The organism is Parvularcula maris (assembly GCF_024505085.1).
In the GTDB taxonomy this organism is placed as follows: domain Bacteria; phylum Pseudomonadota; class Alphaproteobacteria; order Caulobacterales; family Parvularculaceae; genus Parvularcula; species Parvularcula maris.
The window spans coordinates 18,915-42,061 of sequence record NZ_JANIBC010000007.1; the positions used below are offsets into that span (position 1 = coordinate 18,915).

A 23,147-nucleotide genomic window follows, 5' to 3' on the forward strand; every position below is an offset into this window, starting at 1 on the left:
GGCAGGCCGCCCATCTCGCCCGGAGGGAGAGATGGGGCAGCGCCTCTACTCGTTCGGTAGTTTCTCAGTCTAAATTCAGTTCGGGTGGTTTGCTTACGGACCACCTCTCCTGATTGCGGGTGAGATCACTCAATAAGCTCATTTTCCGTAAGCGTCCGTAGGCGCTTCATATGGCAAGGGCGGCAGGTTTCCCTGCCGCCCTTGCTCAACTGACTGAGACTGAGGGTCTTTGCGACCCAATCAGTTGCTGGCCTTGTAGAGCCGGACCGGCTTGTCCGCGCCGCAGCTCGGACCGGAGGCGCTGGCGGCTACGCGGTAGACCTCCTGCTCGCCAGATGCGTTGATCCGCATACAGGCCGTGCCGAGATCGTTGTAGCTGCGGCCGTCGCTGGGCAGGCTGGCCTGGTAGCGCAGCGCTTCGCGGGAGGGGGCGGCTGCAACATGGCCGACGGTCGATGCCGGAAGGGATACCCTGGCGGTCGGTGCCGCGGCGACGACGGTAGGGGTAGTGGTGCCGATCATCTCGTAGTGGACCCCCGGCTGGCCGAGGCTGCGCTGGGCGGCGGGAACGGTAACCGTCCGCTCGATCACGGGTGTGGTCACGACCCTGTTCACCGTCGCCATGGGCTGAGAGGGCTGGTTCACGTTGATCGCCACGCTGGTGGACGGGGTAGGCGCGGCGACATGACCGCTGCCGTTGATGTTGACCACCACCGGTCCCGTCGTAGCAGGAGCAGCCTCACGGGTGTGGACGACCCTGGTCGTCCTGGACTGACGGGGGGTGAGCACCGTCGCGCCGGCAGGCAGCAGGAGCTTATCGCCGGGCTGCAACGCATAGGGGTCGATCAGGGGGTTGAGGGCCAGGATAGCCCCGGTCGAGGTGCCGTAGCGTGCCGCGATCTCGGAGATCGTATCGCCGTAGCGCACCACGTATCTCATCGTGTCTCCGGTATAGGCAGCCGGAATGACCGGCGCGCGGCGGATGGGCAGGGCGGCGCTGCGCATGCCCTCATAGACATTGCCGCGGACTCGGGGGATCGCCACGCGCTGACCAGCCCGCAGGTGGTGCGGGCTGCGGATCGAGGGGTTGGCTGCGAGAAGAGCGGCCACCGGCGTGTCGCAGTACTCGGCCACATCGGACAGTGTGTCGCCGTAGCTGACGGAGACCACAGGCTCGCAGCCGCCATCCATGCCCTCGGCGGTGATCTCATCATAGAGGCGGTGGGCCTCGCGCGCGGCGGCGAAGCCTTGATAGCTGCCGCCGGTGCCGCTGGGCTGGTAGCCGACCGGGGAGGGGCCGTAGCGGTCGCCCGCCATGCCCACTTGGTAGCGGTCATAACCGAGGCCTGCTGGTACGACCGCCTCCTCGCCGCGGATGATCTCTACCACGGCTTCGTCGCGCGGCGCGGTGGTGCAGGCGGCGAGAACAGTCGCGCCAAGCAGGCCGGTGGCAAGCTTCGAGGCTTTTTCAAACTTGATGTTACGCATGGGAAGTGTTCCCTCAACTCTTGCCAAACGAACAGGAGTCGAAGGAACGCGTTCCGAAACCCTTCACACGGTGAAGTGTGAATCGGTAGGGAAGAGCCCCGAAGAACTCTTCATACCATGAAGAAGTGGATAAGTTGAGGCTAGTCCGGAACTAGTCAGAGAGTCAGCCTGCGCTTTGCAGGCGTTGGGGTGCTGCGCTTGTTCCTGCGCCATGTTCCTCATGGGACAGACCGGGCCGCATGGTGGCGTTGATACGGTCCTTGAGAACGTGGCTGGCGCGGAAGGTCAGGACGCGGCGCGGGGTGATGGGAACCTCCTCGCCGGTCTTGGGATTGCGGCCGATGCGTTCGTTCTTCTGCCTGGTCTGAAAGGTGCCGAAGCTCGAGAGCTTGACGGTCTCGCCGTCCACCAAAGCCTGACAGATGTGATCGAGTGTGCTCTCGACCAAAGAGGCCGCCTCGGTCCGGGACACGCCGATAGCCTGCTGCACGGCGTCGGTCAGATCGGCTCTGGTTTTCGTTCGGCTCATGACTATCCCCGCGATGCATCTTTATGTCGGCGAACTATATTGCGAGCGGTATAACATCAATAAGAAGTTGATCCAAGTTTAGGTGCGCAGCAATACAGCTCCCCAGGTGAGGCCCCCGCCCATCCCCTCCAGCATGCAGAGCTGGCCCTCGCCGATACGCCCGTCGCGCCACGCCGCATCGAAGGCGAGGGGGATGGAGGCCGCAGAAGTATTGGCGTGCAGCGCCACGGTGGAGACCACTTGCTCCTCATTGAGCCGCAGCTTCTTCGCAACGCCCTTCAAAATCCGCTGGTTAGCCTGGTGGGGGACGAACCAGTCGATCTCCGGGATTTGAACATCGGCGTCACCGGCGCACTGAACGATGGCGCTGCTGATACGCGAAACCGCCTCCTTGAACACACGCGGTCCGTCCATGCGAAGATGGCCCACCGTGCCCGTGGTGGAGGGGCCTCCATCCACGTAGAGGATGTCGGCGAGGCTTCCGTCGCATCGCATGAAGCTCGATAGAATACCTCTCTTCGACGTGTCTTCTGCTTGTAGAACAAAGGCTCCGGCGCCGTCGCCAAAAAGAACGCAGGTGCGCCGGTCTTCCCAGTCAAGAATACGGCTGAAGGTTTCACTTCCGATCACTAGTGCGCGATTGTGTTGGCCCGATTCGAGCAGACCCGCGGTGATCGACAGGGCGTAGAGAAAGCCCGAGCAGACGGCCGCCACATCGAAGGCCGCCCCATCGGTGACGCCGAGCTGCTGCTGAATGAGGGCGGCGGAGGAGGGGAAGGTCCTGTCCGGGGTGGCCGTGGCGACCACAACGAGGTCGATATCGGCGGGACCCAGACCAGCATCGGCAAGGGCCTTACGGGCCGCCTCGGTGCCGAGGCTCACCGTCGTCTCGCCGTCGCCCGCGATGTAGCGCTGGTGGATGCCGGTGCGCTCCCTGATCCACTCGTCGGAGGTGTCGACGGTCTTGGTCAGCTCCTCATTGGTGAGGCAGCGCTCCGGCAGCGAGCTGCCGACACCCTTCAGGACCGCTCGTCTCATTCCGCGGCCGCCGCCGAGGCCGTCTCCTCGTCATCGGTGGGAAGCTCCACGGCCCGGTCCGCCACATCGGCGATGGTCTCCTTGATCTGGTCGAGGAAGGGGTGCGCCGCCAGCTCCTCCGCCAGCTCGAGGGCGGAGGCGATGCCCTCTGGCTCCGAGCCGCCATGGCTCTTCACCACGAGCCCGTTGAGCCCCAGTAGGGGCGCGCCGTTGACCGAGGCCGGGTCCATGCGGTCCTTCAGCTTCTTGAGGGAGGGCATCATCAGCGCCGCGCCCATCTTGGACATCAGGTTCGCCGTGAGCGCCTCCTTGACCCAGCCGCCGAGAAGCCGCGCGGTCCCTTCGGCGGTCTTGAGGGCGATGTTACCGGTGAAACCGTCGGTCACCACCACGTCCACCTCGCCGGAGGAGATGTCGTTGCCCTCGACGAAGCCGATGAAGTCCATCTCGGGGTCCGCCTCGCGCAGCACCTTGGCGGCGTGCTTGATGAGGGCGTTCCCCTTGAGGTCCTCCTCGCCGATATTGAGAAGACCGACCCGCGGCTTCTCCTTCTCGGTCATCGCGCGGAAGAACGCCTCGCCCATGATCGCGAACTGGACGAGCTGGTCGGCGGTGACGTCCACATTGGCGCCGACATCGAGCACCACCGCCTTGCCCGACATACTGGGCCAGAGCGCCGAAGCCGCAGGGCGGTCGACGCCCTCGATCATCTTGAGGCGCATCCTCGCGATGGCCATCAGCGCGCCGGTATTGCCGCAGGAGACGATGCCGTTGGCCGCCCCCTCCTTCACCTGGTCGATGGCCGCCCACATGGAGCTGTCCTTGGCCCGGCGCAGGGCCTTGGCGGGCTTGTCGTCCATGGCGACGACGCCCTCGGCGTGGATGACGCTGACCCGGTCGTCAGGCAGGCTGGTCCGGCTCCGCGCCTCGGCGATGGCGCTCTCCTGTCCGACCAGGACGAGCTTACTCTGAAGCCCATCGTCCAGGGCCAGGCGGCAGCCGTCGATCACGGCCTGCGGGCCGTTGTCCCCGCCCATGACGTCGACGGCGAGGGTCAGTGTGCTTCGGTCCAGTGCCATAGCCAGAGAGGCCTTTCGTTAGGGTCCGGGGAGGGTACGAAACCGAAGGTTTCGAAGCTGCCTCTACTCCGTCATCTTTGCCGAGCGAAGCCACCACTCCTGATCGAAACCCGGTATCTCGAGGTTGGCGATGAACTGCTTCGTGCCCGCCTCCCAGGAAAAATTCATTGCGTGCTGCCGACACGCTTCGGGGTCTTTTCGTTCGAGGGCGGTCTCGATCGCCGCCTTCAGGTTTTCGTCAAGACAGCCGCAGCCCTCGGGCGCATCGGCCAGGATCTCCAGCGGTCCGCGCACAGGATAGGCGGCCACGGGCACGCCGCAGGCCAGCGCCTCGACATTGACGAGGCCGAACGTGTCGGTGCGCGAGGGGAAGACGAAGACGTCGGAGCCGGCGAAGTGCCTGACGAGATCCTCGCCGTAATGGGTGCCGGCCCAGTGGACATTCTTGTACTTGTACTTGGCCTTCAGCTCTTCTTCCTGGGGGCCGTGGCCGACCATCACCTTGGTGCCGGGGAGGTCGAGGTCGAGGAAGTCCTCCACCGTCTTCTCCACGGCGAAGCGGCCGACATAGGTCATGATGGGGCGGGGAAGGCCCTCATAGACATCGGTCTCCATCGGGTGGAACTTCTCGGTGTCCACGCCGCGAGCCCAGATCTTCATGTTCTTGAAGCCCTTGCCCTCGAGCTCCTCGATCAGGCCGGGGGTCGCGACCATCAGGGTCTCGGCGTCGTTGTGGAAGTCGCGCAGCAGCGCGTAGCCCCAGTCGATGGGAAAGCGTATGCGGTCATAGGCGTATTCGGGAAAGCGGGTGTGGAAGCTCGTCGTGTAGGGAAACTTCCGCCTCTTGCAGAAGCGCCTGGTCGCCCGTCCGATCGGCCCTTCGGTGGCGATGTGGATGGCGTCCGGCTGGAAGGTATTGATCATCGACGCCACCTTCCGGTTGGGGAAGAGCGACAGGCGGATCTCGTTGTAGCTAGGCATCGGCACCGAGTGGAAATCCTGCGGCGTGATGTAGAGAACCTGGTTGCCCTTCGCCTCCAGGATGTTGCCCAGCGTGTCGAGGGTGGTGACCACGCCGTTGAGCTGCGGCTTCCAGGCATCGGTGGCGATGACCACTTTCAGGCCGCCCTCGGAGTTCGGCATGTCGAACTTGCGTTTGGGGCGCGGGATGTTGCGCACCTTGCGTCCGATGGTCTTGAGGCGGCCTTTGTCGGACGGGGCGGCGGGCTCAGGGGGAAGCGTGCTCATAGGGCATCGCAATAAACTGACAGCCCCTGCGTGTCACCCGGACTCTGCGGCAAGAAACGGCCATCTCACAGGCGAGGATTGGCTAGAATGACGCAGTCTGTTGTGCGGTGCAAAAAAAGCTGGACAGAAACGGCCCGGAGTGGCATGTAAGAGATGTCGGCGCTGCCGACATGCCCTTCCGGGCGTTTCCTCCCTAAGACTGGCTGCGGCTTCGGCCGCAGTCCTTTTTTCCTCTTTCTGCCAGACGCTTTTCGAGGCCGCAAGGGTTTTATCCTACGCGGAGTCAATAGATACGCTGACGCTCGATTTTCCGGCGATAGCGCGAGATCTATTCCGCGGCGATGGCGCCTGGGGCCGAGGCGAGAAGCACCCTGTCCACCACCTGCTCGATCCGCCTCGCCGTGGTCTGAAAGCCCGCGTTCCGGGCGACCCGGCGCTCGTTCATATAGAGCCCGCGGTTGATCTCGATCTGCAGGACCCCGATCCCCTCGCGCGGCTTGCCGTAGTTCGAGGCGACGAAACCCCCGGCATAGGGCTGGTTGCGGGCGACCTTGAACCCCTCGCGCATGAACGCGTCCTCCCAGAGGCCCGTGTCCTCCTCGCTGCAGGACGCACCGAAGAGATCGCCGAGCACGATGTCGGCGAGCTTCTGCTGACCACCGGCGGAGGAGGGCATGGAGTGCCAGTCGACGATCAGCACACGGCCGAACCGCTCCCTCGCCTCCTCGGCAAGGGCCGAGACGTCGTCATGATAGGGGTGGAAGCACTGCTTGAGACGGCTCTTGGCCTCGCTGCTCGGCAGGCGCGAGCCGTAGATGGAGCGGCCGTCGGCGGCGAGCTTCGGGATCACCCCGAAACCGGCCACGACCCGGCTCGAACGGGTGAGGGGGCCTGGGTCCACCTGGCCGCTGAAGAGGCCTGGGTCGAGCTCCCGCGGCGAGCGGTTCACATCGACGAAGAGCCTTGGAAAATGCGCGTGCACCGTGGGCACCAGCTCCTTCGCGAAGGAGGGGATGAGCTGGTCCACATAGGCGTCCTCGGAGCGGCGCAGGGTCTCCAGCGGCAGCGGCGACATGCTCAGTAGGCGTCTGGGATAGTCCCGTCCGGCGTGGGGGCAGCAGAAGAGATAGGGGTGCCGCCAGCTCGAGGGGCGCTCGACCACGTGGCTGGGGTAGTTCTGCTTGACGATTCGCGCGACCATGCCACCCCGACCTCAACCAAGCTGCAGCGTAGCGTCAAGATCGCCTATCGAAAACCCCTTGGCGAGGGGCGAAAAGTCCGATTAGGATCGCGCGAAGACAACCTCTCTTCACGCCGCATTAAGGGCGTATTGGGTAGTCTGGTTGCGTTCAAAAACGACAATGAAGGACGATGAAGATGGCCGCCATTCTCCTGGCCGAAGACGACGAGTCCATGCGCTCGTTCCTCAAGCGCGCGCTCGAGAAGGCCGGCCACGTGGTCGTCGATGCGGGGCAGGGCGACGACGCCCTGGCCGAGCTGCAGCTTCGCGAGTTCGACCTGCTGCTGACCGACATCGTCATGCCCGGTATGGACGGCATCGAGCTGGCTCGCCGCTCCGCGGATATCGACCCGGCGATGAAGATCATGTTCATCACCGGCTTCGCCGCCGTGGCCCTCAACCCGGCCAACCGAACGCCCCAGGAAGCCAAAGTGCTCTCTAAACCCTTCCACCTGCGCGACCTCGTGGACGAGGTGGACCGGCTGATCGCGGCTTAACTGACCTCACGGCGCGCAGCGCCTCCGGCGGGGGCGAGCCATACGGCTCGGGCACCCGGTCGGGTGCCTTCCCGCTGCAGTGTGGCGCGTCGGATTTTTCATAAGAGGCTGGAGCGTATCCATCGACGCTTTCCCACGGCTCGACCGTGGGACCCATCTCCCGCGTGTTGAGTGGATCGGGCCTTGGGAATGATGTCGGCTTTCCAGACCCATTTTCCCAGCCTTACGTTCTTGAAAGGCCCCTTGGGCGTTCTTATCGTTACTCAGTAAGCAAGCATCAGGGTCTTCCATGAAACGCATCGCACTGCCCGCCGCCCTTCTTTCCGCCTTCGTCCTGTCGGGCTGCGTCATCGACGCGGGCAGCGACGGCTGGGAGGAGAACTCCTCGCTCGCCGAGCGCACGCGCCTCGCCATCGAAGCCTGCGGTCAGGGCAACGTCGCCAAGGTGACCTCCACGGGCTACACCTGCAAAACCTTCGACGAGGGCGCCGTCCGCCGCGACTAATCCCTTGCGGGGGCGCAGCACCCTCGCTAAGGGCCGCCGCCTTGGTCGCGTAGCTCAGCGGTAGAGCACTCGCTTCACACGCGAGTGGTCGCTGGTTCGATCCCAGCCGCGACCACCATTTCGATCCAGCGGATCGAAATGGTTTTCTCTTCGATCTCACGCGCCGTGGGCGCTCCGATGGGGCGAGCCATACGGCTCGGGCACCCGGTCGGGTGCCTTCCCGTTCGACCGCCGAGCCTCGAAGGGTGTGTCGCTCAGACGCTGCGCTTCCCTCCCCCTCCCAGGGGGAGGTGCCCGAAGGGCGGAGGGGGACTGTCGGCTAGCGAAGTCCTTTGTTGCTACTCCCCTTCGTCAGCTTCGCTGAAGGGGAGGGGGTCTCAAAACCTTGCCAACCTAGCGCATCTGCCGCAGTGCAGCAGCATGACCAGCCCTGCCCAGTCGCTTCTGACCCTGCTCGACCTCGAACCCATCGACCGCGACCTCTATCGCGGCGCGAAGGACCCGGAGGCCAGGGGGCGGATCTTCGGCGGGCAGGTGGTGGCCCAGGCGCTGATGGCGGCTTACGGCACGGTCAGCGAGGACCGCCAGGCTCACTCCCTCCACGCCTATTTCGTCCGCCCAGGCGACGATGCTCACCCGGTCATCTACCATGTCGAACGGGACCGCGACGGCGGTAGCTTCTCCAACCGCCGGGTGGTCGCGAGCCAGGGGGGCGAGACGATCCTCAACATGATCGCTTCCTTCCACCTGCGCGAGGAAGGCCTCTCCCATCAGGAAGACATGCCGGATGTGCCCAGCCCCGAAGAGCTGCGCTCCGACACGGAGATCGCCGAGGAACTCACCCATCTGCCGGAGCCCTTCCGCCGTTTCATGGCGCGCAGGCGGGGGATCGAGGTGCGGCGGACGTCCCTCCACGCCTTTCAAGGCCGCAAAGCCGAGCCGCAACAGCATTTGTGGTTCAGGCTCGGCGCCGACACCCCCGGCGAAGACGCCGTCCGGCGCGCCGTCCTCGCCTATGCTTCGGACTTCGCGCTCCTCGGCACGGCCCTGCTGCCCCACGGCGTGAACTGGACCACGAAGGGCGTGCGCTCGGCCTCGATCGACCACGCGGTCTGGTTCCACGCCTCCCCGAAGGTCGGAGAGTGGCTTCTTTACACCATGGATTCGGGCTGGTCCGGCGGAGCCAGAGGCTTCTCGCGCGGGCGCATCTTCGACCGCTCCGGCACCCTCGTCGCCTCCACCGCCCAGGAAGGCCTCATTCGCTACAAACCGCAAAGTTAGGGCTTGAGCCGCGCAGACCCTTTCGCTAATGCCGCCTCTCCCGAAGGGGAACGCGCGTATAGCTCAGCGGTAGAGCACTTCGTTGACATCGAAGGGGTCCCAAGTTCGATCCTTGGTACGCGCACCATTTTCAGCCCTTGCGGCTGAAAATGGGATTTTTTCTATCTCACGGCGCGCAGCGCCTCCGATGGGGCGAGCCATACCGCTTGGGCACCCGGTCGGGTGCCTTCCCGCGGCAGCGTTGGTCTTCTGCGAACATACTTCTCCGCTGCGCTTACCCCCCTGTAGGGGAGGAGGCACTGCGCTCCTATTCCCCCTTCGTCTTCAGATAAGCGATCAGATCGCGCCGATCCGCTTCGCTCGGCATGCCCCCATAGGCCATGCGCCCGCCAGGGATGACCGCGCGGGGGTCTTCTAGATAGGCGGAGAGCGTCTCCTCATTCCAGACCAGCTCGCTGCGCTGCAGCGCTCTTGAGTAAGCGAAATCCGCGTGCCGTCCGGCCTCGGCTCCCACCACGCCATGGAGGTTCGGCCCGACCCGGTGAGGCAGCCCGGCCTCGGCGTCGTGGCAGACGCCGCACTGGCGGAAGAGGCGCTGGCCCATCTCCAGGTCCGGGGGCAGCGTCAGGCGCTCTTCATCGGTGAGGGGAGTGGGCGGCGCGTCCTCGGCGCAGGCGGCGAGGAGAAAAAGACCAGCGGCGAGGCTTGCAAGGCGGGGCGTCATGGGGTCCACCCTCTACCGTCATTTCCAGCGAAGGCCACGGGCGGATTGCCGCCCGGCGGATGAACCAGAACCATGGACCTCAAAGCCTCGATCAGGGCCATCCCCGATCACCCCAAGCCCGGCATCGTCTTTCGCGACCTCACCACGCTGATGGGCAACCCCGAAGCCTTCGCCCATACCTGCGGTGCCATGGCGGAGGCGTTCAAGTCCCGCGGCGTGACCCATGTGGCAGGCATTGAGGCGAGGGGCTTCATCTTCGGTGCTGCCGTGGCCGACCGCCTCGGATGCGCCTTCGTGCCGGTCCGCAAGGCGGGCAAGCTGCCCAGCGAGACCCTGCGCCGGTCCTACGCGCTGGAGTATGGCGAGGACACGCTGGAGATCCACAAGGACGCGCTGCCCGCGGGCGCCAAGGTGCTGCTGCTCGACGACCTTCTCGCCACCGGAGGCACGGCGCGGGCGACCGCCGAACTGATCCGCGAGGCGGGGGGCGAAGTCCTCTCCGCCGCCTTCGTGGTGGAGCTCGAAGGCCTGCCCGGCCGGGCGAAGCTCGAAGAGCTAAGCCTGGACGTCTGGTCCCTCACTCAGTTCAAGGAGGACTGAAGGATGGTGCTTCGTCAGCTCTCGGAATGGCTCTTCCCCGGCGACGGTGACGGCGAGACCCACCCCACCGCCTATACGCCCCAGCAGGGAGCGTCCGGGCTTCTCGTGGCCGCGGCTCACCGAGACGGGCGCTACACGCTGGTCGAGCAGGACGCCGTGACGGCGGCGCTCATGAAGCTCTTCATGATTGGCAACCCCGAGGCCACGGCCCTTCGTCAGGAGGCGGACGCCGAGGTCGAGAAGAGCATGAGCTTCGTTCCTTTCGCGGCGGCGGTGAAGGGACTTCCCAAGGAAGAGCAGGCCGATCTCATCCGCCAGCTCTGGGTCGTGACGTCCGTGAACGGAGAGACCCTGAACGAGCACCTCCTCATCTCCTCCGTGCGCGACTTTCTCGGCTTCACCCGCGCCGAAGCCGACGCGCTCAAGCCGGTGGCGGAGTAGCGCCGGTGTCCGCGCAGACTGCCGCGAAGAAGGCCACCGCCGCCTCCGTCCGCTCCCGGAAGGGGGGAGAGCCGCTGGTCTGTTTGACCGCCTATGATGCGCCGACGGCGAAGCTTCTCGACCCCCATTGCGATGTGCTTCTGGTGGGTGACAGCCTCGGTATGGTGGTGCACGGAATGCCCTCCACCGTGGGCGTGAGCTTGGAGATGATGATTCTCCACGGCCAGGCCGTCATGCGCGGCGCGGACCGGGCGCTGGTGGTCGTGGACCTGCCCTTCGGCAGCTACGAGGCCTCGCGCGAAGAGGCCTTCGCCAACGCCTCGCGCGTGGTGCAGGAGACAGGCTGCGGCGCGGTGAAGATCGAGAGCGGCACCTATGCCGCCGAGACCGTCCGCTTTCTGACGGAGCGAGGCATCCCTGTCATGGCCCATGTGGGCCTTCGTCCGCAGGCGGCGCTGGTGGATGGCGGCTTCAAGGCCAAGGGCCGCACAGAGGAAGAGCGCGCCCGCGTCCTGGAAGAAGCCGAGGCCAGCGCCGAAGCAGGGGCCTTCGCTATGGTCATCGAGGGCACGGACGAGGAGCTCGCCGCGGAGATCACGCGCAAGGTGGCCTGCCCGACCATCGGCATCGGCGCCTCGGCGGCCTGCGACGGGCAGATCCTCGTCACCCCGGACATGCTGGGGCTCTTCGACTGGACCCCGAAATTCGTGCGCCGCTACGGCGATATGAAGAGCGTCATCGAAGAGGCAGCGGAAAAGTATGCGGAGGAAGTGCGCGGGCGCCGCTTCCCCGGCGAAGCGGAGACCTACCGGCTGCGCAAGGGATGAGGTGAGCCATGGGCAAGACCTACGACGCCATCGACGAGCGGATCGAAGCCTTCATCGGTAAGCAGAAGATGTTCTTCGTCGCGACCGCGCCGTCGGGGGAGGGCGGCCACGTCAACCTCTCGCCCAAGGGCTACGATGCCTTCGCGATCCTAGGGCCGAACAAGGTCGCCTACGCGGACCTTGGCGGCTCGGGCATCGAGACGGTGGCGCATCTCAGGCAGAACGGACGCATCACCATCATGTTCTGCGCCTTCGAGGGGCCTGCCAACATCCTGCGCCTCTACGGTCAGGGCCGGGTCATCCAGCATGACGAGGAGGGCTTCGGCGATGCCATGAAGCCGTTCCCGAACATCGAGCGTGCACGGAACGTCGTCGAGATCGACGTCACCCGCATCGCCGATAGCTGCGGCTGGGGCGTGCCCTTCTACAGCTATGAGGGCGAACGCGACCAGCTCGCCCGCTGGGCCGTCAAGGACCCCGAGGACGAGTGGTGGCAGAAGCGCCGGGCCAAGAACGCCGAAAGCATCGACGGTCTGCCCGGCCTGAAGTGACCTAAGCCGTCTTGCGCTTGCGCATGGCGAGCGCGCCGAGGGCCGGGGCGAAGAGCAGCGCCGCCGCCGGGATCGGCGTTTCGGCGGTGATCAGGTCCTGGCCGCTATTGGCGAAGGTGGTGAAGTTGTACGCGCCCGTGCCCTGCTGGCCGATCATGGCGAGGAACTGGTTGGCGGCGTTCAGCACGCCGCTGCCAGCGCTGACGCTGAAGTCACCGGCGGAGAGGTCGTAGTTGTTGTCGTCCTCGACGACGATTTCCCAAAGGGCCACCTGGAAACCGGCGGCGGTGCGGGCATCGACCACGAACTCGTAGGACGTCTCGAACAGGGACACGATCTCGCCCCAGCTGTCGGACCAGTCACCGGAGGTGTCGGTGGTGTCGAAATCCTCGCCCAGGTTCAGGAAGGTCTCCGGCTCGATGCAGAAGGCGAGCACCTGATCGACGCCGTCGGTGAGGCGGAAGAGGCCAGCGGCGACGCGCTTGGACTGGCCATCGGTGGTGATGGTGACGTTCTTCTTCCAGGCGGGGCTGCCGAAGGTGCTCGACCCCTGCTTGTCGAGATCGACGATGACGTTGGCGCTGGCGCCGGTGGTGAGGGTGGCGGCGGCGATCACGGCGGCAGCCGCAGCGTTCTTGAGAATGCGCATGGTGTCCCCTTGCGGCTGTTGACGATGCCGCAGCCCTCGCAAGGGACGTGCCAAGCTTCACGCCTTGGTAATCCTTTCCCCCCGTTGAAGAGGGTCACGGGAGGGTTATCTCTCCCCATGACCCTCCCGTCCGCAGGCGCTTCACCGGGCATTAACCGTGCGCTTGTCACGACGGCTCTCACCTTCTACCTGCGCTTGTCCCAGACAAACGCCCTTCCCCTGACCGGAGCCATTGATGTCCGAACGCGACCCGCACGATCTCACCATGAACACGCTGATCCCGATGGTGATCGAGCAGACCAGCCGCGGCGAGCGCAGCTTCGACATCTACTCGCGCCTCCTCAAAGAGCGGATCGTCTTTCTCTCCGGCCCCGTGCACGACCAGGTCTCGACGCTTCTGGTGGCGCAGCTTCTGTTCCTGGAGGCCGACAACCCGAAGAAGGACATCGCCTTCTATATCAACAGCCCCGGCGGGCAGGTCACCTCGGGCCTCGCGATCTATGACACGATGAAGTATATCCGCCCGGCGGTCTCCACCATCTGCATCGGCATGGCCGCTTCCATGGGCTCGCTGCTCCTGACGGCGGGTGACAAGGGCAAGCGCTTCTCGCTGCCCAACAGCCGGATCATGGTGCACCAGCCCTCGGCGGGCTTCCAGGGTCAGGCCTCGGACATCGAGCGCCACGCCAAGGACATTCTCGAAACGAAACGCCGGCTCAACGAGATCTATGTCGAGCATACCGGCCAGGACTACGAGACGATCGAGCGCACGCTCGACCGCGACCACTTCATGACGCCCCAGCAGGCGCTCGATTTCGGCCTGATCGACCAGGTCTTCGACAAGCGTCTTGCAACCGAAGAGTCGGGCGACGCGAAGTAATATTGACAGGATTGGGGCGCTTGGCCCCGGTTCTGCAACGCCAAATCAACCTGTCCCGCCTAGCTTGCGGTTTGGTGTGATTGCGCAGCGTCCTAAAACGGGGCAGGCTGCGCCTGATCGGCAAGCGCCGTAGTCACGGGGCGGTGGCAGCGTTGCCTGAGAGCAGGCAACGTCACGAGGAGTGATGCGATGAGTAAAGTCAGCAATAAAGGCGGCAGCGGACCGACGGGCAGCGGCGGCGACGGCAAGAACACCCTCTACTGCTCGTTCTGCGGGAAGTCGCAGCACGAGGTGAGGAAGCTCATCGCCGGGCCGACCGTCTTTATCTGCGACGAGTGCGTCGAGCTCTGCATGGACATCATCCGTGAGGAGTCGAAGTCCTCGCTGGTCAAGACCGGCGACGGCGTCCCCTCACCCCAGCACATCCACCAGGTCTTGGACGACTACGTGATCGGGCAGAGCTTCGCCAAGCGCGTGCTCGCGGTCGCCGTGCATAACCACTTCAAGCGCCTCAACCACGCCCAGAAGAACTCCGATGTAGAGCTCGCCAAGTCGAACATCCTGCTAGTCGGCCCCACCGGCTCGGGTAAGACGCTTCTGGCCCAGACCCTGGCGCGCATCCTCGACGTGCCCTTCACCATGGCCGACGCCACCACCCTGACCGAGGCGGGCTATGTGGGTGAGGACGTCGAGAACATCGTCCTCAAGCTGCTCCAGGCGGCGGACTATAATGTCGAGCGTGCCCAGCGCGGCATCGTCTATATCGACGAGATCGACAAGATCAGCCGCAAGTCGGACAACCCCTCCATCACCCGCGACGTGTCGGGCGAGGGCGTGCAGCAGGCGCTTCTGAAGATCATGGAGGGCACGGTCGCCTCCGTGCCGCCGCAAGGGGGCCGCAAGCATCCGCAGCAGGAGTTCCTGCAGGTCGACACGACCAACATCCTCTTCATCGTGGGCGGCGCTTTCGCCGGCCTCGACAAGGTGATCCAGAACCGCGGCGAGGGGGCCTCGATCGGCTTCGGCGCCGAGGTGAAGGCCGTCGAGGACGACAAGCGCATCGGCGAGGTGCTGCGTGCCGTCGAGCCTGAGGACCTCCTCAAGTTCGGCCTGATCCCCGAGTTCATCGGTCGTCTGCCGGTCATCGCGACCCTCGAGGATCTGGACGAGGACGCGCTGGTGCAGATCCTCACCAGCCCGAAGAACGCCCTGGTCAAGCAGTACCAGCGCCTCTTCGAGATGGAGAACACCGAGCTCAGCTTCACCGACGACGCGCTCAAGGCGGTGGCCCGCAAGGCCATCACCCGCAAGACCGGCGCCCGTGGCCTCCGCTCCATCATGGAGGGCATCCTCCTCGACACTATGTTCGACCTGCCCACCATGGAGGGCGTCGAGGAGATCGTGGTCAACGAGGAGGTCGTGGAAGGCCGCGGCAAACCGCTCCAGGTCTTCGCCGAGAACAAAGAAGAGAAGCGCGACCAGAGCGCCTAGCGCTCGGCGACTCACAGATGAGAAGAGGCCGCCCTCGAGGCGGCCTCTTTCGTTCTGGCCTAATCAGCTTAGCGGTTGACCGCGCGTGGTGTTGCGATGATCCTCATAATGCGCAGTGAAATTTCTGGGGGCATTGGTGGGGCAGAAGGTGACTGGGTCGAGCTCGTATCTTGAGAGACTCGATGAGCTTGATATCCAGGCTTTCAACGAGAAGACGCTCGACGGGCTAGCGCAGAAGGAGGTCGAACTCTTTCGCAGTCAGATGAGATCGAGCGTTCTAGAGCCGCTGCGAAAGCGACTGTATCGGTACACCAACACCTATCCCGTCGCCATTGCCGCAGGGACGATGCTACTTGCTCTGGTTCCCGGACTTGCCTTCGCCTATCGCGCCTATGCAGAGATGGAACCTTATCCTGGGGCCGAGACCGCCTTGGGTATGCTAATCTGTAGCGTCTTGGCCCTCCTTGGTGCACGTGTGGTACTGCAGAAGCTGTGGTCAGACGATGCCGGAGAGGCCGTCAGGCGCAGCTTCGTGGCAGATCTCCGACAGCTCTGCCGAGACAAAGTCGTCCATGAAGTTGGTAGGAGGAGGTCGCTGGCGGCGAGCGATGCCCGGACCGAAGATGCCGCCAGGGCACCAGCAGGCGTGGTGCGGTTCGTTCTACTGACCCGTCTATACCGCAGCCTAACCAGAGGGATGGAGGGCGAAGCGGTCGTGTTGCGACGGAAGCTCGCGGACGCAAAGGACGCTCGGCGCGGCATAAACTTTCTTACAATGGTCCTTCTGACGCTGCTTCTCGGAATGAGCTGCGTCGTGGTCCCACTGGTCTCGGCCTATGACGTTCGGGAGCCTGGTTTCGTCGCCATCGCGGTGGCGCTTCCGGTGATCACCGCATGTGCGGGCGGGTTCCTTATCATCCACGGCTGGCTGAGTTGGCGCTTCGGAATAAAAAGCGACAGGGCCTTCGAGGAAGTCAGGGGCGTTCTCTATCAAGCCCTCGGGTCGGCGAGTGCCAGTCTCCTCAAAGAGCCGGTGGGGGACGCGAACTACGAACTCTACCCTGGTGACAAGGAGCTCGGGGACTACGGCAAGTGGTTGCAGCAACTCTACGACAACAAGCGGACGATACAATTCGTATCCCGCAACCCGCGTCCGGGGCGGTAGCCTTCCTCAAGCCTGGAGCGGCACCCAGCCCTCGCGGCTGAGGACCTCCAGGGGTTGGAACTTCGCCTTGTAGTCCATCTTGGGCGAGCCTTTCACCCAGTAGCCCAAGTAGACGTAAGGCAGCCCTAGTTCTCGGGCGAAGCGGACATGGTCGGCGATCATGAACGTGCCGAGCGAGCGCTTCTCCTCCTCGGGTTCGAAGAAGCTGTAGACCATGGAGAGCCCGTCCTCGAGCCGGTCCGAAAGGGCGCAGGCAATGAGCCTTCCCCCTTCGTCGCGGTACTCCAGGATGAAGGTGTCCACCGGGGTCTGCTCGACCATCTGCTGGTAGTCGAGCACTGTCATCTCGGCCATGCCGCCGCCCTCGTGGCGGTGGTCGAGATAGCCGCGCAGGACGGAGAACTGCTCAGTGGTGACCTTGGCCGGGCGCATCACGCGCTTGAGGTCGCGGTTCCGGCGGATGGTCCGCTTGAAGCGGTCCTCGCCGAAGCCATCGGCGACAACCCTCACCGCGCGGCAGGCGCTGCAGCCGTCGCAGGCGGGCAGGTAGGCGATGTTCTGCGAGCGCCGGAAGCCCCGCTTGGACAGGGTCGCGTTGATGATGGGCGCCTGATCGCCGCCGAGAAAGGTGAAGATCTTCTTCTCGCGCTTGCCCTCGAGATAGGGGCAGGGGGTCTCGGCGGTGACGTAGAACTCCGAGCGTTGACCCAGGAAGAAGTTGTTCATGCCGCTCTCTTCCCGCTCATCCGCGCCCCGGCCGGGCCACTAGCAGACGGGGGATGAGAAAGCCCTACCGCCTGAGCCTCTTAAGATGAATCGGTTGGTAACGCCTGGCAAGCCGCCGGGCGATCAAAGAAGGCCTGCTGCCTTGAAGTAGACCGGCGCCACCAGCGTGTAGACCAGCCACAAAAGCACGGTCAGCGGCACGCCGACGGTGATGAAGTCCCTGAAACGGTAGTGGCCCGGACCCATGACGAGGAGGTTTGTCTGGTAGGCGACCGGCGTCGCGAAGGAGCAGTTGGCCGCGTAGATGATGGTGAGCACCAGCACCGCAGGCTCGATCCCCGCCGCCTGGGCCGAGCTGACGGCGATGGGCGTCAGGAGGACGGCGGTGGCGTTGTTGCTGAGAAGGTTGGTGAGGATTGCCGTGATCCCGAACAGGACCGCGATGAGGAGGGTGACCCCGCCTGTCTCCGCCAGGGGCACGATGAAAGAGGCGAGGTAGTTCGCCCCGCCGGTTCTCTCCAGCGCCACACCCAGCGCAAGCGCCACGCCGACGAGGAGGTAGACCCGCCTGTCCACGGCGCGGCTTGCCTGGCGCACGTTGAGGCATCCGGTGGCGACCATCAGCATGGCGCCCGCCAGCGCCGCGACAGCAATCGGCAGGAAACCCGTCGAGGCCGAGGCCACCACCCCCACAAAGATCATCGCCGCGTAGCGCGCATGGGCGGGGTCCTGAATCTCCTGCATCGACTTCTCGAGCATGATGATGTCGCGGTCGCCGCGCAGGGCCTGCACGTCCGAGCGGTCGCCGAGGATCAGCAGCACATCCCCGGCCTCGAGCCGGATCGAGGCCACCTCGGTGCGGATCATGCGGCTGCGCCGCTGCAGACCGACGATGACGCAGTTGGTCTGGAAGCGGAAGCGGATCTGGTTGATCGAGCGGCCGATGACGCGGGAGCCGGGGGCCACCACCGCCTCCACCATGGTCAGCTCGCCCGAAGCGCCCTCCAAGACCTCCACCTCGCTCATGAAGCTGTTGAGGATCTCGGGCCTCTTGCGGAGAAGGTTGGTGAGGGTCGTCCTCGTGCCCGCCACGATGACTTTGTCGCCAAGGCGCAGGACGGTGTCGTCGAAGGGCGGCAGGATCACCTCGTCCCGGCGCTGGATCATGCGCACGGTGATGTCCGGGAGCTGGTCGAACATGCCTGCCTTGGGCGAGGCGCCGATCAGCGGGTTGCCGCGATCCACCGTGATCTGCGCCACGAACTGCCGCCCGTCCGGCTCGGCTAGCTCGTTGGGCCCGTCCCGGTTGGGCAGGAGAAAGCGCGAGGCGACCAGAAGGTAAGCCGAACCTACCGCCACCATGACAAGGCCCATGGGCATCAGCGAGAAGAAGCTCAGCGTCTCGCCGCCCGCGACCCTGAAGGCCTCGACGGCCAGAAGGTTGGTGGAGGAGCCGATCGTGGTGCACATGCCGCCGAGGATCGACAGGAAGGAGAGCGGCATCATCATCTTCGAGCTCGAGATGCCGCCCTGGGCCGCGATGGCCCCGATGATCGGCACGAACATCACCACCACCGGCGTGTTGTTCAGGAACGCCGAAACCACCATGATGAAGGCGAAGATCGCCACCACGGCGAGGCCCTTGAAGCGCTCATAGGCGCTGACCAGCACGCGGGTGGGATACTCCAAAGCGCCGGACTGGTACATGCCCTGGCCGACGATCAGCAGGCCTAGAATAGCGAAGAGGGCGGGGCTCGCGAAACCCATCAGCAGGCTCGTCGGGTCGAGGAGGATCTCCCCCGTCTCCGCCTGGCGGTAGGGGTCGAGCGCGAAGGGAACGATCAAGGCGCTCAGCACCGCGCCGGAGACGAGCTCGATGGAGAACTTGTCGGCGGCATAGGCGATCACCGCCCCGGCGATCACCACCAGCACGTACCACATCGCCCACTGCTGAAGAACTTCCTCCATACCCACTGGCGATAGAGCTCCGAAGCGTCTCGCCCGCTTGGGGGGTGGGCGACATGACAGAACGTCGAGGTTTGCCTCAACCCGCGATGCTGCGCAACGCGGGTTGAGTTATTTGCTGGGCGCTACCGCTCGCTCGCGCTCGCTACTTGAGCGCCGGCTCGACTTCGCTTTCGCTTCGCTCGCGTTCCTAGCGGGAGGGCGTGGCGTGTCTCACCTCTCCCGCCTGCGGGAGAGGTCGAAATCTATCTGATTTCGGGTGAGGGGATCGGCGAAGCCGTAAAGCCTGAGAAGCTGACCTGCGCGCATAGCCCCCTTAACCCTCGGTCCGTTGGTCGTATACGCCCAACCCCGCAAGCGGGAGAGGGAGGCGCTAGTTTTCCATGCCACTCTTTAGCGAGACACCCCCAAATCCCGCGTAGACAGCGCCCACGGCTTCCCTTACGGCCCTGAAACTGTGTCCGATCCTTTCCGTCCGCTCAAGAACGCCTTCGCCCGCTACACCACCGGGGTGACCGTGGTGAGCTGCCTGGACCCGTCCGGCCGGGCGCTGGGCATCACCGTCAACAGCTTCACCTCGGTAAGCCTGGAGCCCGCGCTCGTCTCCTGGTGCCTCGATGACCGCACCAGCGTGGCCGGGGCCTTCCTGAACGCCGACCACTACGCCGTCAGCGTCCTCGCCGCCGACCAGGAGACCCAGTCCCAGCGCTTCGCCACCCCCGACAACCACGCCTTCCAGGAAGGGGAGGGTGAGCGCTTCGCCACCGGCGCGCCGCTTCTCGAAGGCCGCATCGCAGGCTTTGACTGCCGCCTAGCCGAGCGCTTCCGCGTCGGCGACCACACCATGCTGATAGGCGAGATCGTCCATTTCGACAGCCGCGAAGCCGCGCCGTTGGTGTATGTAGGCAGGGGCTACAGCCAGGGCCCGGTCATCACGGACTGACCAGTAGGGCGGATTGCGAAGCCATCCGCCGTTCAACGGACCGGCGCCTGCGAGGCGGAAAGCTTCGCGTTCCGCCCTACAAAAGCCCCGCCATCTCCTCCGCCGCATAGGTGATGACCGCATCCGCCCCCGCACGCCGGAAGCAGATCAGTGCTTCCATCATGGCGGACTGAAAGTCGAAGGCCCCCGCCTTACTAGCCTCTTTCAGCATGGCGTACTCGCCGGAGACCTGGAAGGCGACGGTGGGGGCGCCGAACTTGTCTTTCACCCTCGTGATCATGTCGAGATAGGGCAGACCCGGCTTCACCATCACCATGTCCGCGCCCTCGGAGATGTCGAGCGCCGCCTCCTTCAGGCCTTCGAGCGCATTGGCCGGGTCCATCTGGTAGGTCCGCTTGTCGCCCTTCAGCGCCCCCCGGCTGCCCACGGCGTCGCGGTAGGGGCCGTAGAACACGCTGGCGTACTTCACCGCGTAGGAGAGGATGCCGGTGTCCTCGAAAGCCTCCCCGTCCAGCGCCTTCCTGATCCGGCCCACACGGCCGTCCATCATGTCGGAAGGCGCCACCATGTCGAAGCCGCACCTCGCCAGGGCCAGGGCTTGGCGGCACAGCGCCTCGATGGTGGGGTCGTTGAGGATCGTCCCGTCCTCACCCATCAGCCCGTCATGGCCGTGGTCCGTGTAGGGATCGAGGGCGACATCGCCGATGATGACCATTTCCGGAGCGGCCTCCTTGATGGCCTGTGCCGCCCGTCCCATCAGGTTGCCCTCATCGAAGGCCAATGAGCCGGAGGCATCCCGGTCCGATGTCTTGGTGTAGGGAAAGAGCGCCAGCCCACCGAGGCCTAAGTCTCGGGCTCGAACGGCGGCCTCCGCCGCTTCCGCAGGCGTCATCCTCTTCACGCCGTCCAAGGCTTTCACCTCGGAAGGGTCCGCTTCCTCCCGCAGGATCACCGCCTGGATCAGGTGCCGGGGCTCGAGGCTGGTCTCGCGCACCAGCGCCCTCATACCGGCCGTCCGGCGTAGGCGGCGGGGGCGGCCTTCCGGGTAGGAAGCGTAAAATTTTGTCATTTTTACCCCTTGTAAGTGAATGGCTCCCGCCGGGGAAATGCCTCAGATTGTACCCTGTTGGCAGATTCTTCACCTAGATGGGGCTAATGTGGCGAGGCAGGATGAGTGACCCTTCTAAGCAGCAAAGCAAGACGATGACCAACCAAGCGACGGCCAGGATTTTGAACCACACCGCTGAAGAAGGCGACATCGCCTCCATCTATCTGCGGACACTGACCTTGATCGAGCGCCTTCACCGGCAGCTCCTCGACGTCATCAAGGACGAGCTGGAGCGCGAGGACCAGACCGACATCAACGCGGTCCAGGCGCTGCTCCTGTTCAATATCGGCGATGCCGAGCTGACCGCCGGGGAGCTTCGCAGCCGCGGCCACTATCTCGGCTCGAATGTCAGCTACAACCTCAAGAAGCTGGTCGAGGCGGGCTACATCTCCCACGCCCGCTCCGAGCGGGACCGCCGCTCGGTGCGCGTCTCCCTGACCCGCGCAGGCTTCGAGATCCGCGACAAGATCGCCGGTCTCTTCGACCGCCACCTCACCAGCCTCGAGAAGGTCGGCGACGTCTCCGGCGACATGATGGACACCACCAACGTGACCCTCGAGCGTCTCGAACGCTTCTGGGCCGACCAGATCCGGTTTCAGCTCTAAGTTCCTCCCCCTCGTAGGGGGAGGTGCCCGAAGGGCGGAGGGGGACCGTCAAACAGCACCTCGCTAGTTGCTACTCCCCTCCGGCCGCTAAGGGCCCACCTCCCCTGAAGGGGAGATGAACCGCGCTCTTTCGTCCCAATCCCTGCTAACCGTGCGGGACATTCCTTATGTCCTCCCATAGAAGAGCGTGCTAGCGGGGCGACACCATGAGTTTCGACTACCAATCCGCCTTTGAGAACGCCCTTGGCGCCGTTCACCGGGAAGGTCGCTACCGCGTCTTCGCCGATCTGGAGCGCCAGTGCGGGCGCTTTCCCGCTGCGACCGTGCACCTGGAAGACGGCTCCACCAAGGAGATCACCGTCTGGTGCTCCAACGACTATCTCGGCATGGGTCAGGACCCGCGAGTGTTGGAGGCGATGCACGGCGCTCTAAAGCATGTAGGCGCGGGGGCGGGCGGCACGCGCAACATCGCCGGCACCACCCACTACCACGTTCTTTTAGAGCAGGAGCTGGCCAGCCTTCATCAGAAGGAGGCCGCGCTTCTCTTCACCTCGGGCTATATCGGCAACGAGGCGACGCTCTCGACCCTCGCCAGATTGCTGCCCGGCGTGGTCATCCTGTCGGACGAACTCAACCACGCCTCCATGATACAGGGCATCAAGGGCGGGCGCTGCGAGAAGCTCATCTGGCGCCACAATGATGTCGCCCACCTCGAAGAGCTGCTGGCCGCGCTTCCCGAGGACCAGCCGAAGATCGTCGCCTTCGAAAGCGTCTACTCCATGGACGGCGACATCGCCCCCATCGGCGAGATCGCGGCCGTCGCCAAGAAATACGGCGCGCTCACCTATCTCGACGAGGTCCACGGCGTCGGCCTCTACGGCGAGCAGGGCGGCGGCGTGGCCGAGCGCGACGGGCTTCTAGGTGAGATCGACATCGTCGAGGGCACCCTCGGCAAGGCTATCGGGGTCATGGGCGGCTATATCGCCGGCGACGCCGTGCTGGTCGATGCGGTGCGCTCCTTCGCATCGAGCTTCATCTTCACCACGGCGCTTTCACCCGTGCTGGTCGCAGGCGCTTTGGCTTCCGTTCGTGCACTGAAAGAAGGCCAGGAGCTTCGAGCACTGCACCAGAAGCGCGCCGCGCAGCTCAAGGCGGCCCTAACGGAACGCGGCCTGCCAGTGATGGAGAGTGAGAGCCACATTGTGCCGCTGCTGGTCGGCGACCCGGTCCACTGCAAGGGCATCTCGGACCGGCTCCTGCACGAGTACGGCGTCTACGTTCAGCCGATCAACTACCCCACGGTCCCTCGCGGTACGGAGCGCCTCCGCTTCTCACCGACCCCGTTGCATACGGAAGAACACATCGCGCATCTGGTCGATGCGCTGGATGAGCTCTGGGCCATGTGCAAACTCGCCCGTGAAGAGAACACGCCGCTGCATCTGGCAGCGCAGTAACGCTCCTCTTCCTCCCCCTACCAGGGGGAGGTGCCCGAAGGGCGGAGTGGGACTTTCCAGAAGCGCCTTCGCTAGTTCAACCTCCCCTCCGTCAGCTTCGCTGAAGGGGAGGA

At 64.8% G+C, this 23,147-nt stretch carries 24 protein-coding genes and 2 tRNA genes; 15 read left to right on the forward strand and 11 right to left on the reverse strand.

Annotated features, from left to right (window positions below):
* Positions 1-240 precede the first annotated feature (240 nt).
* The 6 genes from NOG11_RS09715 to NOG11_RS09740 all read right to left on the reverse strand — a co-directional run bounded on the left by NOG11_RS09715 (position 241) and on the right by NOG11_RS09740 (position 6,583).
* Positions 241-1,488 carry a LysM peptidoglycan-binding domain-containing protein gene (locus NOG11_RS09715; protein WP_256619562.1) on the reverse strand — a complete coding sequence of 416 codons (1,248 nt, stop codon included), beginning with the start codon at positions 1,486-1,488 and terminating at the stop codon, positions 241-243.
* 163 nt (positions 1,489-1,651) lie between these two features.
* Positions 1,652-2,023 carry an integration host factor subunit alpha gene (locus NOG11_RS09720; RefSeq protein ID WP_370468263.1) on the reverse strand — a complete coding sequence of 124 codons (372 nt, stop codon included), beginning with the start codon at positions 2,021-2,023 and terminating at the stop codon, positions 1,652-1,654.
* A 72-nt stretch (positions 2,024-2,095) separates the two neighbouring features.
* Complete coding sequence (locus NOG11_RS09725; RefSeq protein ID WP_256619564.1) at positions 2,096-3,055, reverse strand: beta-ketoacyl-ACP synthase III; 960 nt, start codon at positions 3,053-3,055, stop codon at positions 2,096-2,098.
* A complete protein-coding gene (gene plsX / locus NOG11_RS09730; RefSeq protein ID WP_256619565.1) occupies positions 3,052-4,134 on the reverse strand; it encodes a phosphate acyltransferase PlsX in 1,083 nt (360 codons plus the stop codon). The genes NOG11_RS09725 and plsX overlap by 4 nt, the downstream gene beginning before the upstream one ends.
* Before the next feature lie 63 nt (positions 4,135-4,197).
* Entirely contained in the window at positions 4,198-5,382 is a 1,185-nt protein-coding gene (locus NOG11_RS09735; RefSeq protein WP_256619566.1) for a glycosyltransferase family 4 protein, read from the reverse strand.
* A gap of 328 nt (positions 5,383-5,710) precedes the next feature.
* Entirely contained in the window at positions 5,711-6,583 is an 873-nt protein-coding gene (locus NOG11_RS09740) for an N-formylglutamate amidohydrolase (RefSeq protein ID WP_256619567.1), read from the reverse strand.
* 176 nt (positions 6,584-6,759) lie between these two features.
* On the opposite strand from NOG11_RS09740, the gene cpdR reads away from it, so the two are divergent.
* From cpdR to NOG11_RS09765, 5 genes are all read left to right on the forward strand, one after another.
* Positions 6,760-7,119, forward strand: coding sequence for a cell cycle two-component system response regulator CpdR (gene cpdR, locus NOG11_RS09745; RefSeq protein ID WP_256619568.1), 360 nt, complete (start codon positions 6,760-6,762; stop codon positions 7,117-7,119).
* A gap of 289 nt (positions 7,120-7,408) precedes the next feature.
* The gene (locus NOG11_RS09750; protein ID WP_256619569.1) at positions 7,409-7,624 is read left to right on the forward strand and encodes a hypothetical protein; all 216 of its coding nucleotides are present in this window, start codon (positions 7,409-7,411) and stop codon (positions 7,622-7,624) included.
* A gap of 43 nt (positions 7,625-7,667) precedes the next feature.
* A tRNA-Val gene (locus tag NOG11_RS09755) sits at positions 7,668-7,742 on the forward strand.
* Between the two features lie 302 nt (positions 7,743-8,044).
* Positions 8,045-8,905, forward strand: coding sequence for an acyl-CoA thioesterase (locus NOG11_RS09760; RefSeq protein ID WP_256619570.1), 861 nt, complete (start codon positions 8,045-8,047; stop codon positions 8,903-8,905).
* A 52-nt stretch (positions 8,906-8,957) separates the two neighbouring features.
* Positions 8,958-9,032 (forward strand) — tRNA-Val (locus NOG11_RS09765).
* A 180-nt stretch (positions 9,033-9,212) separates the two neighbouring features.
* Here the strand turns inward: NOG11_RS09765 and NOG11_RS09770 are convergent.
* Complete coding sequence (locus NOG11_RS09770; protein ID WP_256619571.1) at positions 9,213-9,629, reverse strand: c-type cytochrome; 417 nt, start codon at positions 9,627-9,629, stop codon at positions 9,213-9,215.
* A 72-nt stretch (positions 9,630-9,701) separates the two neighbouring features.
* On the opposite strand from NOG11_RS09770, the gene NOG11_RS09775 reads away from it, so the two are divergent.
* The 4 genes from NOG11_RS09775 to NOG11_RS09790 are packed head-to-tail and all read left to right on the forward strand — an operon-like array spanning position 9,702 to position 12,048.
* Entirely contained in the window at positions 9,702-10,229 is a 528-nt protein-coding gene (locus tag NOG11_RS09775) for an adenine phosphoribosyltransferase (RefSeq protein WP_256619572.1), read from the forward strand.
* A 3-nt stretch (positions 10,230-10,232) separates the two neighbouring features.
* A complete protein-coding gene (locus tag NOG11_RS09780) occupies positions 10,233-10,670 on the forward strand; it encodes a TerB family tellurite resistance protein (protein ID WP_256619573.1) in 438 nt (145 codons plus the stop codon).
* A gap of 5 nt (positions 10,671-10,675) precedes the next feature.
* Positions 10,676-11,497 carry a 3-methyl-2-oxobutanoate hydroxymethyltransferase gene (gene panB / locus NOG11_RS09785; protein ID WP_256619574.1) on the forward strand — a complete coding sequence of 274 codons (822 nt, stop codon included), beginning with the start codon at positions 10,676-10,678 and terminating at the stop codon, positions 11,495-11,497.
* Between the two features lie 8 nt (positions 11,498-11,505).
* A complete protein-coding gene (locus NOG11_RS09790; protein WP_256619575.1) occupies positions 11,506-12,048 on the forward strand; it encodes a pyridoxamine 5'-phosphate oxidase family protein in 543 nt (180 codons plus the stop codon).
* A 1-nt stretch (position 12,049) separates the two neighbouring features.
* Here the strand turns inward: NOG11_RS09790 and NOG11_RS09795 are convergent, their stop codons facing one another.
* The gene (locus NOG11_RS09795; RefSeq protein WP_256619576.1) at positions 12,050-12,697 is read right to left on the reverse strand and encodes a hypothetical protein; all 648 of its coding nucleotides are present in this window, start codon (positions 12,695-12,697) and stop codon (positions 12,050-12,052) included.
* 235 nt (positions 12,698-12,932) lie between these two features.
* On the opposite strand from NOG11_RS09795, the gene NOG11_RS09800 reads away from it, so the two are divergent.
* The 3 genes from NOG11_RS09800 (at position 12,933) to NOG11_RS09810 (ending at position 16,233) form a co-directional block, all read left to right on the forward strand.
* Entirely contained in the window at positions 12,933-13,577 is a 645-nt protein-coding gene (locus NOG11_RS09800; RefSeq protein ID WP_370468261.1) for an ATP-dependent Clp protease proteolytic subunit, read from the forward strand.
* A gap of 189 nt (positions 13,578-13,766) precedes the next feature.
* A complete protein-coding gene (gene clpX, locus NOG11_RS09805; protein WP_256619577.1) occupies positions 13,767-15,068 on the forward strand; it encodes an ATP-dependent Clp protease ATP-binding subunit ClpX in 1,302 nt (433 codons plus the stop codon).
* 136 nt (positions 15,069-15,204) lie between these two features.
* Complete coding sequence (locus NOG11_RS09810; RefSeq protein ID WP_256619578.1) at positions 15,205-16,233, forward strand: hypothetical protein; 1,029 nt, start codon at positions 15,205-15,207, stop codon at positions 16,231-16,233.
* A 6-nt stretch (positions 16,234-16,239) separates the two neighbouring features.
* On the opposite strand, the gene NOG11_RS09815 is transcribed toward NOG11_RS09810, so the two are convergent.
* Together NOG11_RS09815 and NOG11_RS09820 are read right to left on the reverse strand one after the other, a co-directional pair.
* Positions 16,240-16,959 carry an arginyltransferase gene (locus tag NOG11_RS09815; protein ID WP_256619579.1) on the reverse strand — a complete coding sequence of 240 codons (720 nt, stop codon included), beginning with the start codon at positions 16,957-16,959 and terminating at the stop codon, positions 16,240-16,242.
* 123 nt (positions 16,960-17,082) lie between these two features.
* Positions 17,083-18,927 carry an SLC13 family permease gene (locus NOG11_RS09820; protein ID WP_256619580.1) on the reverse strand — a complete coding sequence of 615 codons (1,845 nt, stop codon included), beginning with the start codon at positions 18,925-18,927 and terminating at the stop codon, positions 17,083-17,085.
* 454 nt (positions 18,928-19,381) lie between these two features.
* Between NOG11_RS09820 and NOG11_RS09825 the strand changes: the two genes are divergently transcribed.
* On the forward strand, positions 19,382-19,867 hold the full coding sequence (locus NOG11_RS09825; RefSeq protein ID WP_256619581.1) for a flavin reductase family protein: 486 nt from the start codon (positions 19,382-19,384) through the stop codon (positions 19,865-19,867).
* A gap of 76 nt (positions 19,868-19,943) precedes the next feature.
* Here NOG11_RS09825 and hemB read toward each other — a convergent pair whose 3' ends face one another.
* Positions 19,944-20,936: a porphobilinogen synthase gene (gene hemB, locus NOG11_RS09830; protein WP_256619582.1), complete on the reverse strand. Its 993-nt coding sequence runs from the start codon at positions 20,934-20,936 to the stop codon at positions 19,944-19,946.
* A 134-nt stretch (positions 20,937-21,070) separates the two neighbouring features.
* Between hemB and ldtR the strand changes: the two genes are divergently transcribed.
* Together ldtR and hemA are read left to right on the forward strand one after the other, a co-directional pair.
* Positions 21,071-21,580, forward strand: a complete 510-nt coding sequence (ldtR, locus tag NOG11_RS09835; protein WP_256619583.1) for a transcriptional regulator LdtR — start codon at positions 21,071-21,073, stop codon at positions 21,578-21,580.
* A gap of 206 nt (positions 21,581-21,786) precedes the next feature.
* A complete protein-coding gene (gene hemA, locus NOG11_RS09840) occupies positions 21,787-23,034 on the forward strand; it encodes a 5-aminolevulinate synthase (RefSeq protein ID WP_256619584.1) in 1,248 nt (415 codons plus the stop codon).
* Positions 23,035-23,147 lie beyond the last annotated feature (113 nt).

What these genes read in the sequence shown, in the direction of transcription:
- NOG11_RS09760 (WP_256619570.1), top strand. Translation starts at nt 8,045, where the DNA reads ATGACCAGCCCTGCCCAGTCGCTTCTGACCCTGCTCGACCTCGAACCC.
- NOG11_RS09790 (WP_256619575.1), top strand. Translation starts at nt 11,506, where the DNA reads ATGGGCAAGACCTACGACGCCATCGACGAGCGGATCGAAGCCTTCATC.
- cpdR (WP_256619568.1), top strand. Translation starts at nt 6,760, where the DNA reads ATGGCCGCCATTCTCCTGGCCGAAGACGACGAGTCCATGCGCTCGTTC.
- ldtR (WP_256619583.1), top strand. Translation starts at nt 21,071, where the DNA reads ATGACCAACCAAGCGACGGCCAGGATTTTGAACCACACCGCTGAAGAA.
- clpX (WP_256619577.1), top strand. Translation starts at nt 13,767, where the DNA reads ATGAGTAAAGTCAGCAATAAAGGCGGCAGCGGACCGACGGGCAGCGGC.
- NOG11_RS09795 (WP_256619576.1), bottom strand. Translation starts at nt 12,697, where the DNA reads ATGCGCATTCTCAAGAACGCTGCGGCTGCCGCCGTGATCGCCGCCGCC.
- NOG11_RS09750 (WP_256619569.1), top strand. Translation starts at nt 7,409, where the DNA reads ATGAAACGCATCGCACTGCCCGCCGCCCTTCTTTCCGCCTTCGTCCTG.
- hemB (WP_256619582.1), bottom strand. Translation starts at nt 20,936, where the DNA reads ATGACAAAATTTTACGCTTCCTACCCGGAAGGCCGCCCCCGCCGCCTA.
- NOG11_RS09740 (WP_256619567.1), bottom strand. Translation starts at nt 6,583, where the DNA reads ATGGTCGCGCGAATCGTCAAGCAGAACTACCCCAGCCACGTGGTCGAG.
- hemA (WP_256619584.1), top strand. Translation starts at nt 21,787, where the DNA reads ATGAGTTTCGACTACCAATCCGCCTTTGAGAACGCCCTTGGCGCCGTT.
- NOG11_RS09800 (WP_370468261.1), top strand. Translation starts at nt 12,933, where the DNA reads ATGTCCGAACGCGACCCGCACGATCTCACCATGAACACGCTGATCCCG.
- NOG11_RS09725 (WP_256619564.1), bottom strand. Translation starts at nt 3,055, where the DNA reads ATGAGACGAGCGGTCCTGAAGGGTGTCGGCAGCTCGCTGCCGGAGCGC.
- NOG11_RS09820 (WP_256619580.1), bottom strand. Translation starts at nt 18,927, where the DNA reads ATGGAGGAAGTTCTTCAGCAGTGGGCGATGTGGTACGTGCTGGTGGTG.
- NOG11_RS09775 (WP_256619572.1), top strand. Translation starts at nt 9,702, where the DNA reads ATGGACCTCAAAGCCTCGATCAGGGCCATCCCCGATCACCCCAAGCCC.
- NOG11_RS09735 (WP_256619566.1), bottom strand. Translation starts at nt 5,382, where the DNA reads ATGAGCACGCTTCCCCCTGAGCCCGCCGCCCCGTCCGACAAAGGCCGC.
- NOG11_RS09815 (WP_256619579.1), bottom strand. Translation starts at nt 16,959, where the DNA reads ATGAACAACTTCTTCCTGGGTCAACGCTCGGAGTTCTACGTCACCGCC.
- NOG11_RS09770 (WP_256619571.1), bottom strand. Translation starts at nt 9,629, where the DNA reads ATGACGCCCCGCCTTGCAAGCCTCGCCGCTGGTCTTTTTCTCCTCGCC.
- NOG11_RS09715 (WP_256619562.1), bottom strand. Translation starts at nt 1,488, where the DNA reads ATGCGTAACATCAAGTTTGAAAAAGCCTCGAAGCTTGCCACCGGCCTG.
- NOG11_RS09780 (WP_256619573.1), top strand. Translation starts at nt 10,233, where the DNA reads ATGGTGCTTCGTCAGCTCTCGGAATGGCTCTTCCCCGGCGACGGTGAC.
- plsX (WP_256619565.1), bottom strand. Translation starts at nt 4,134, where the DNA reads ATGGCACTGGACCGAAGCACACTGACCCTCGCCGTCGACGTCATGGGC.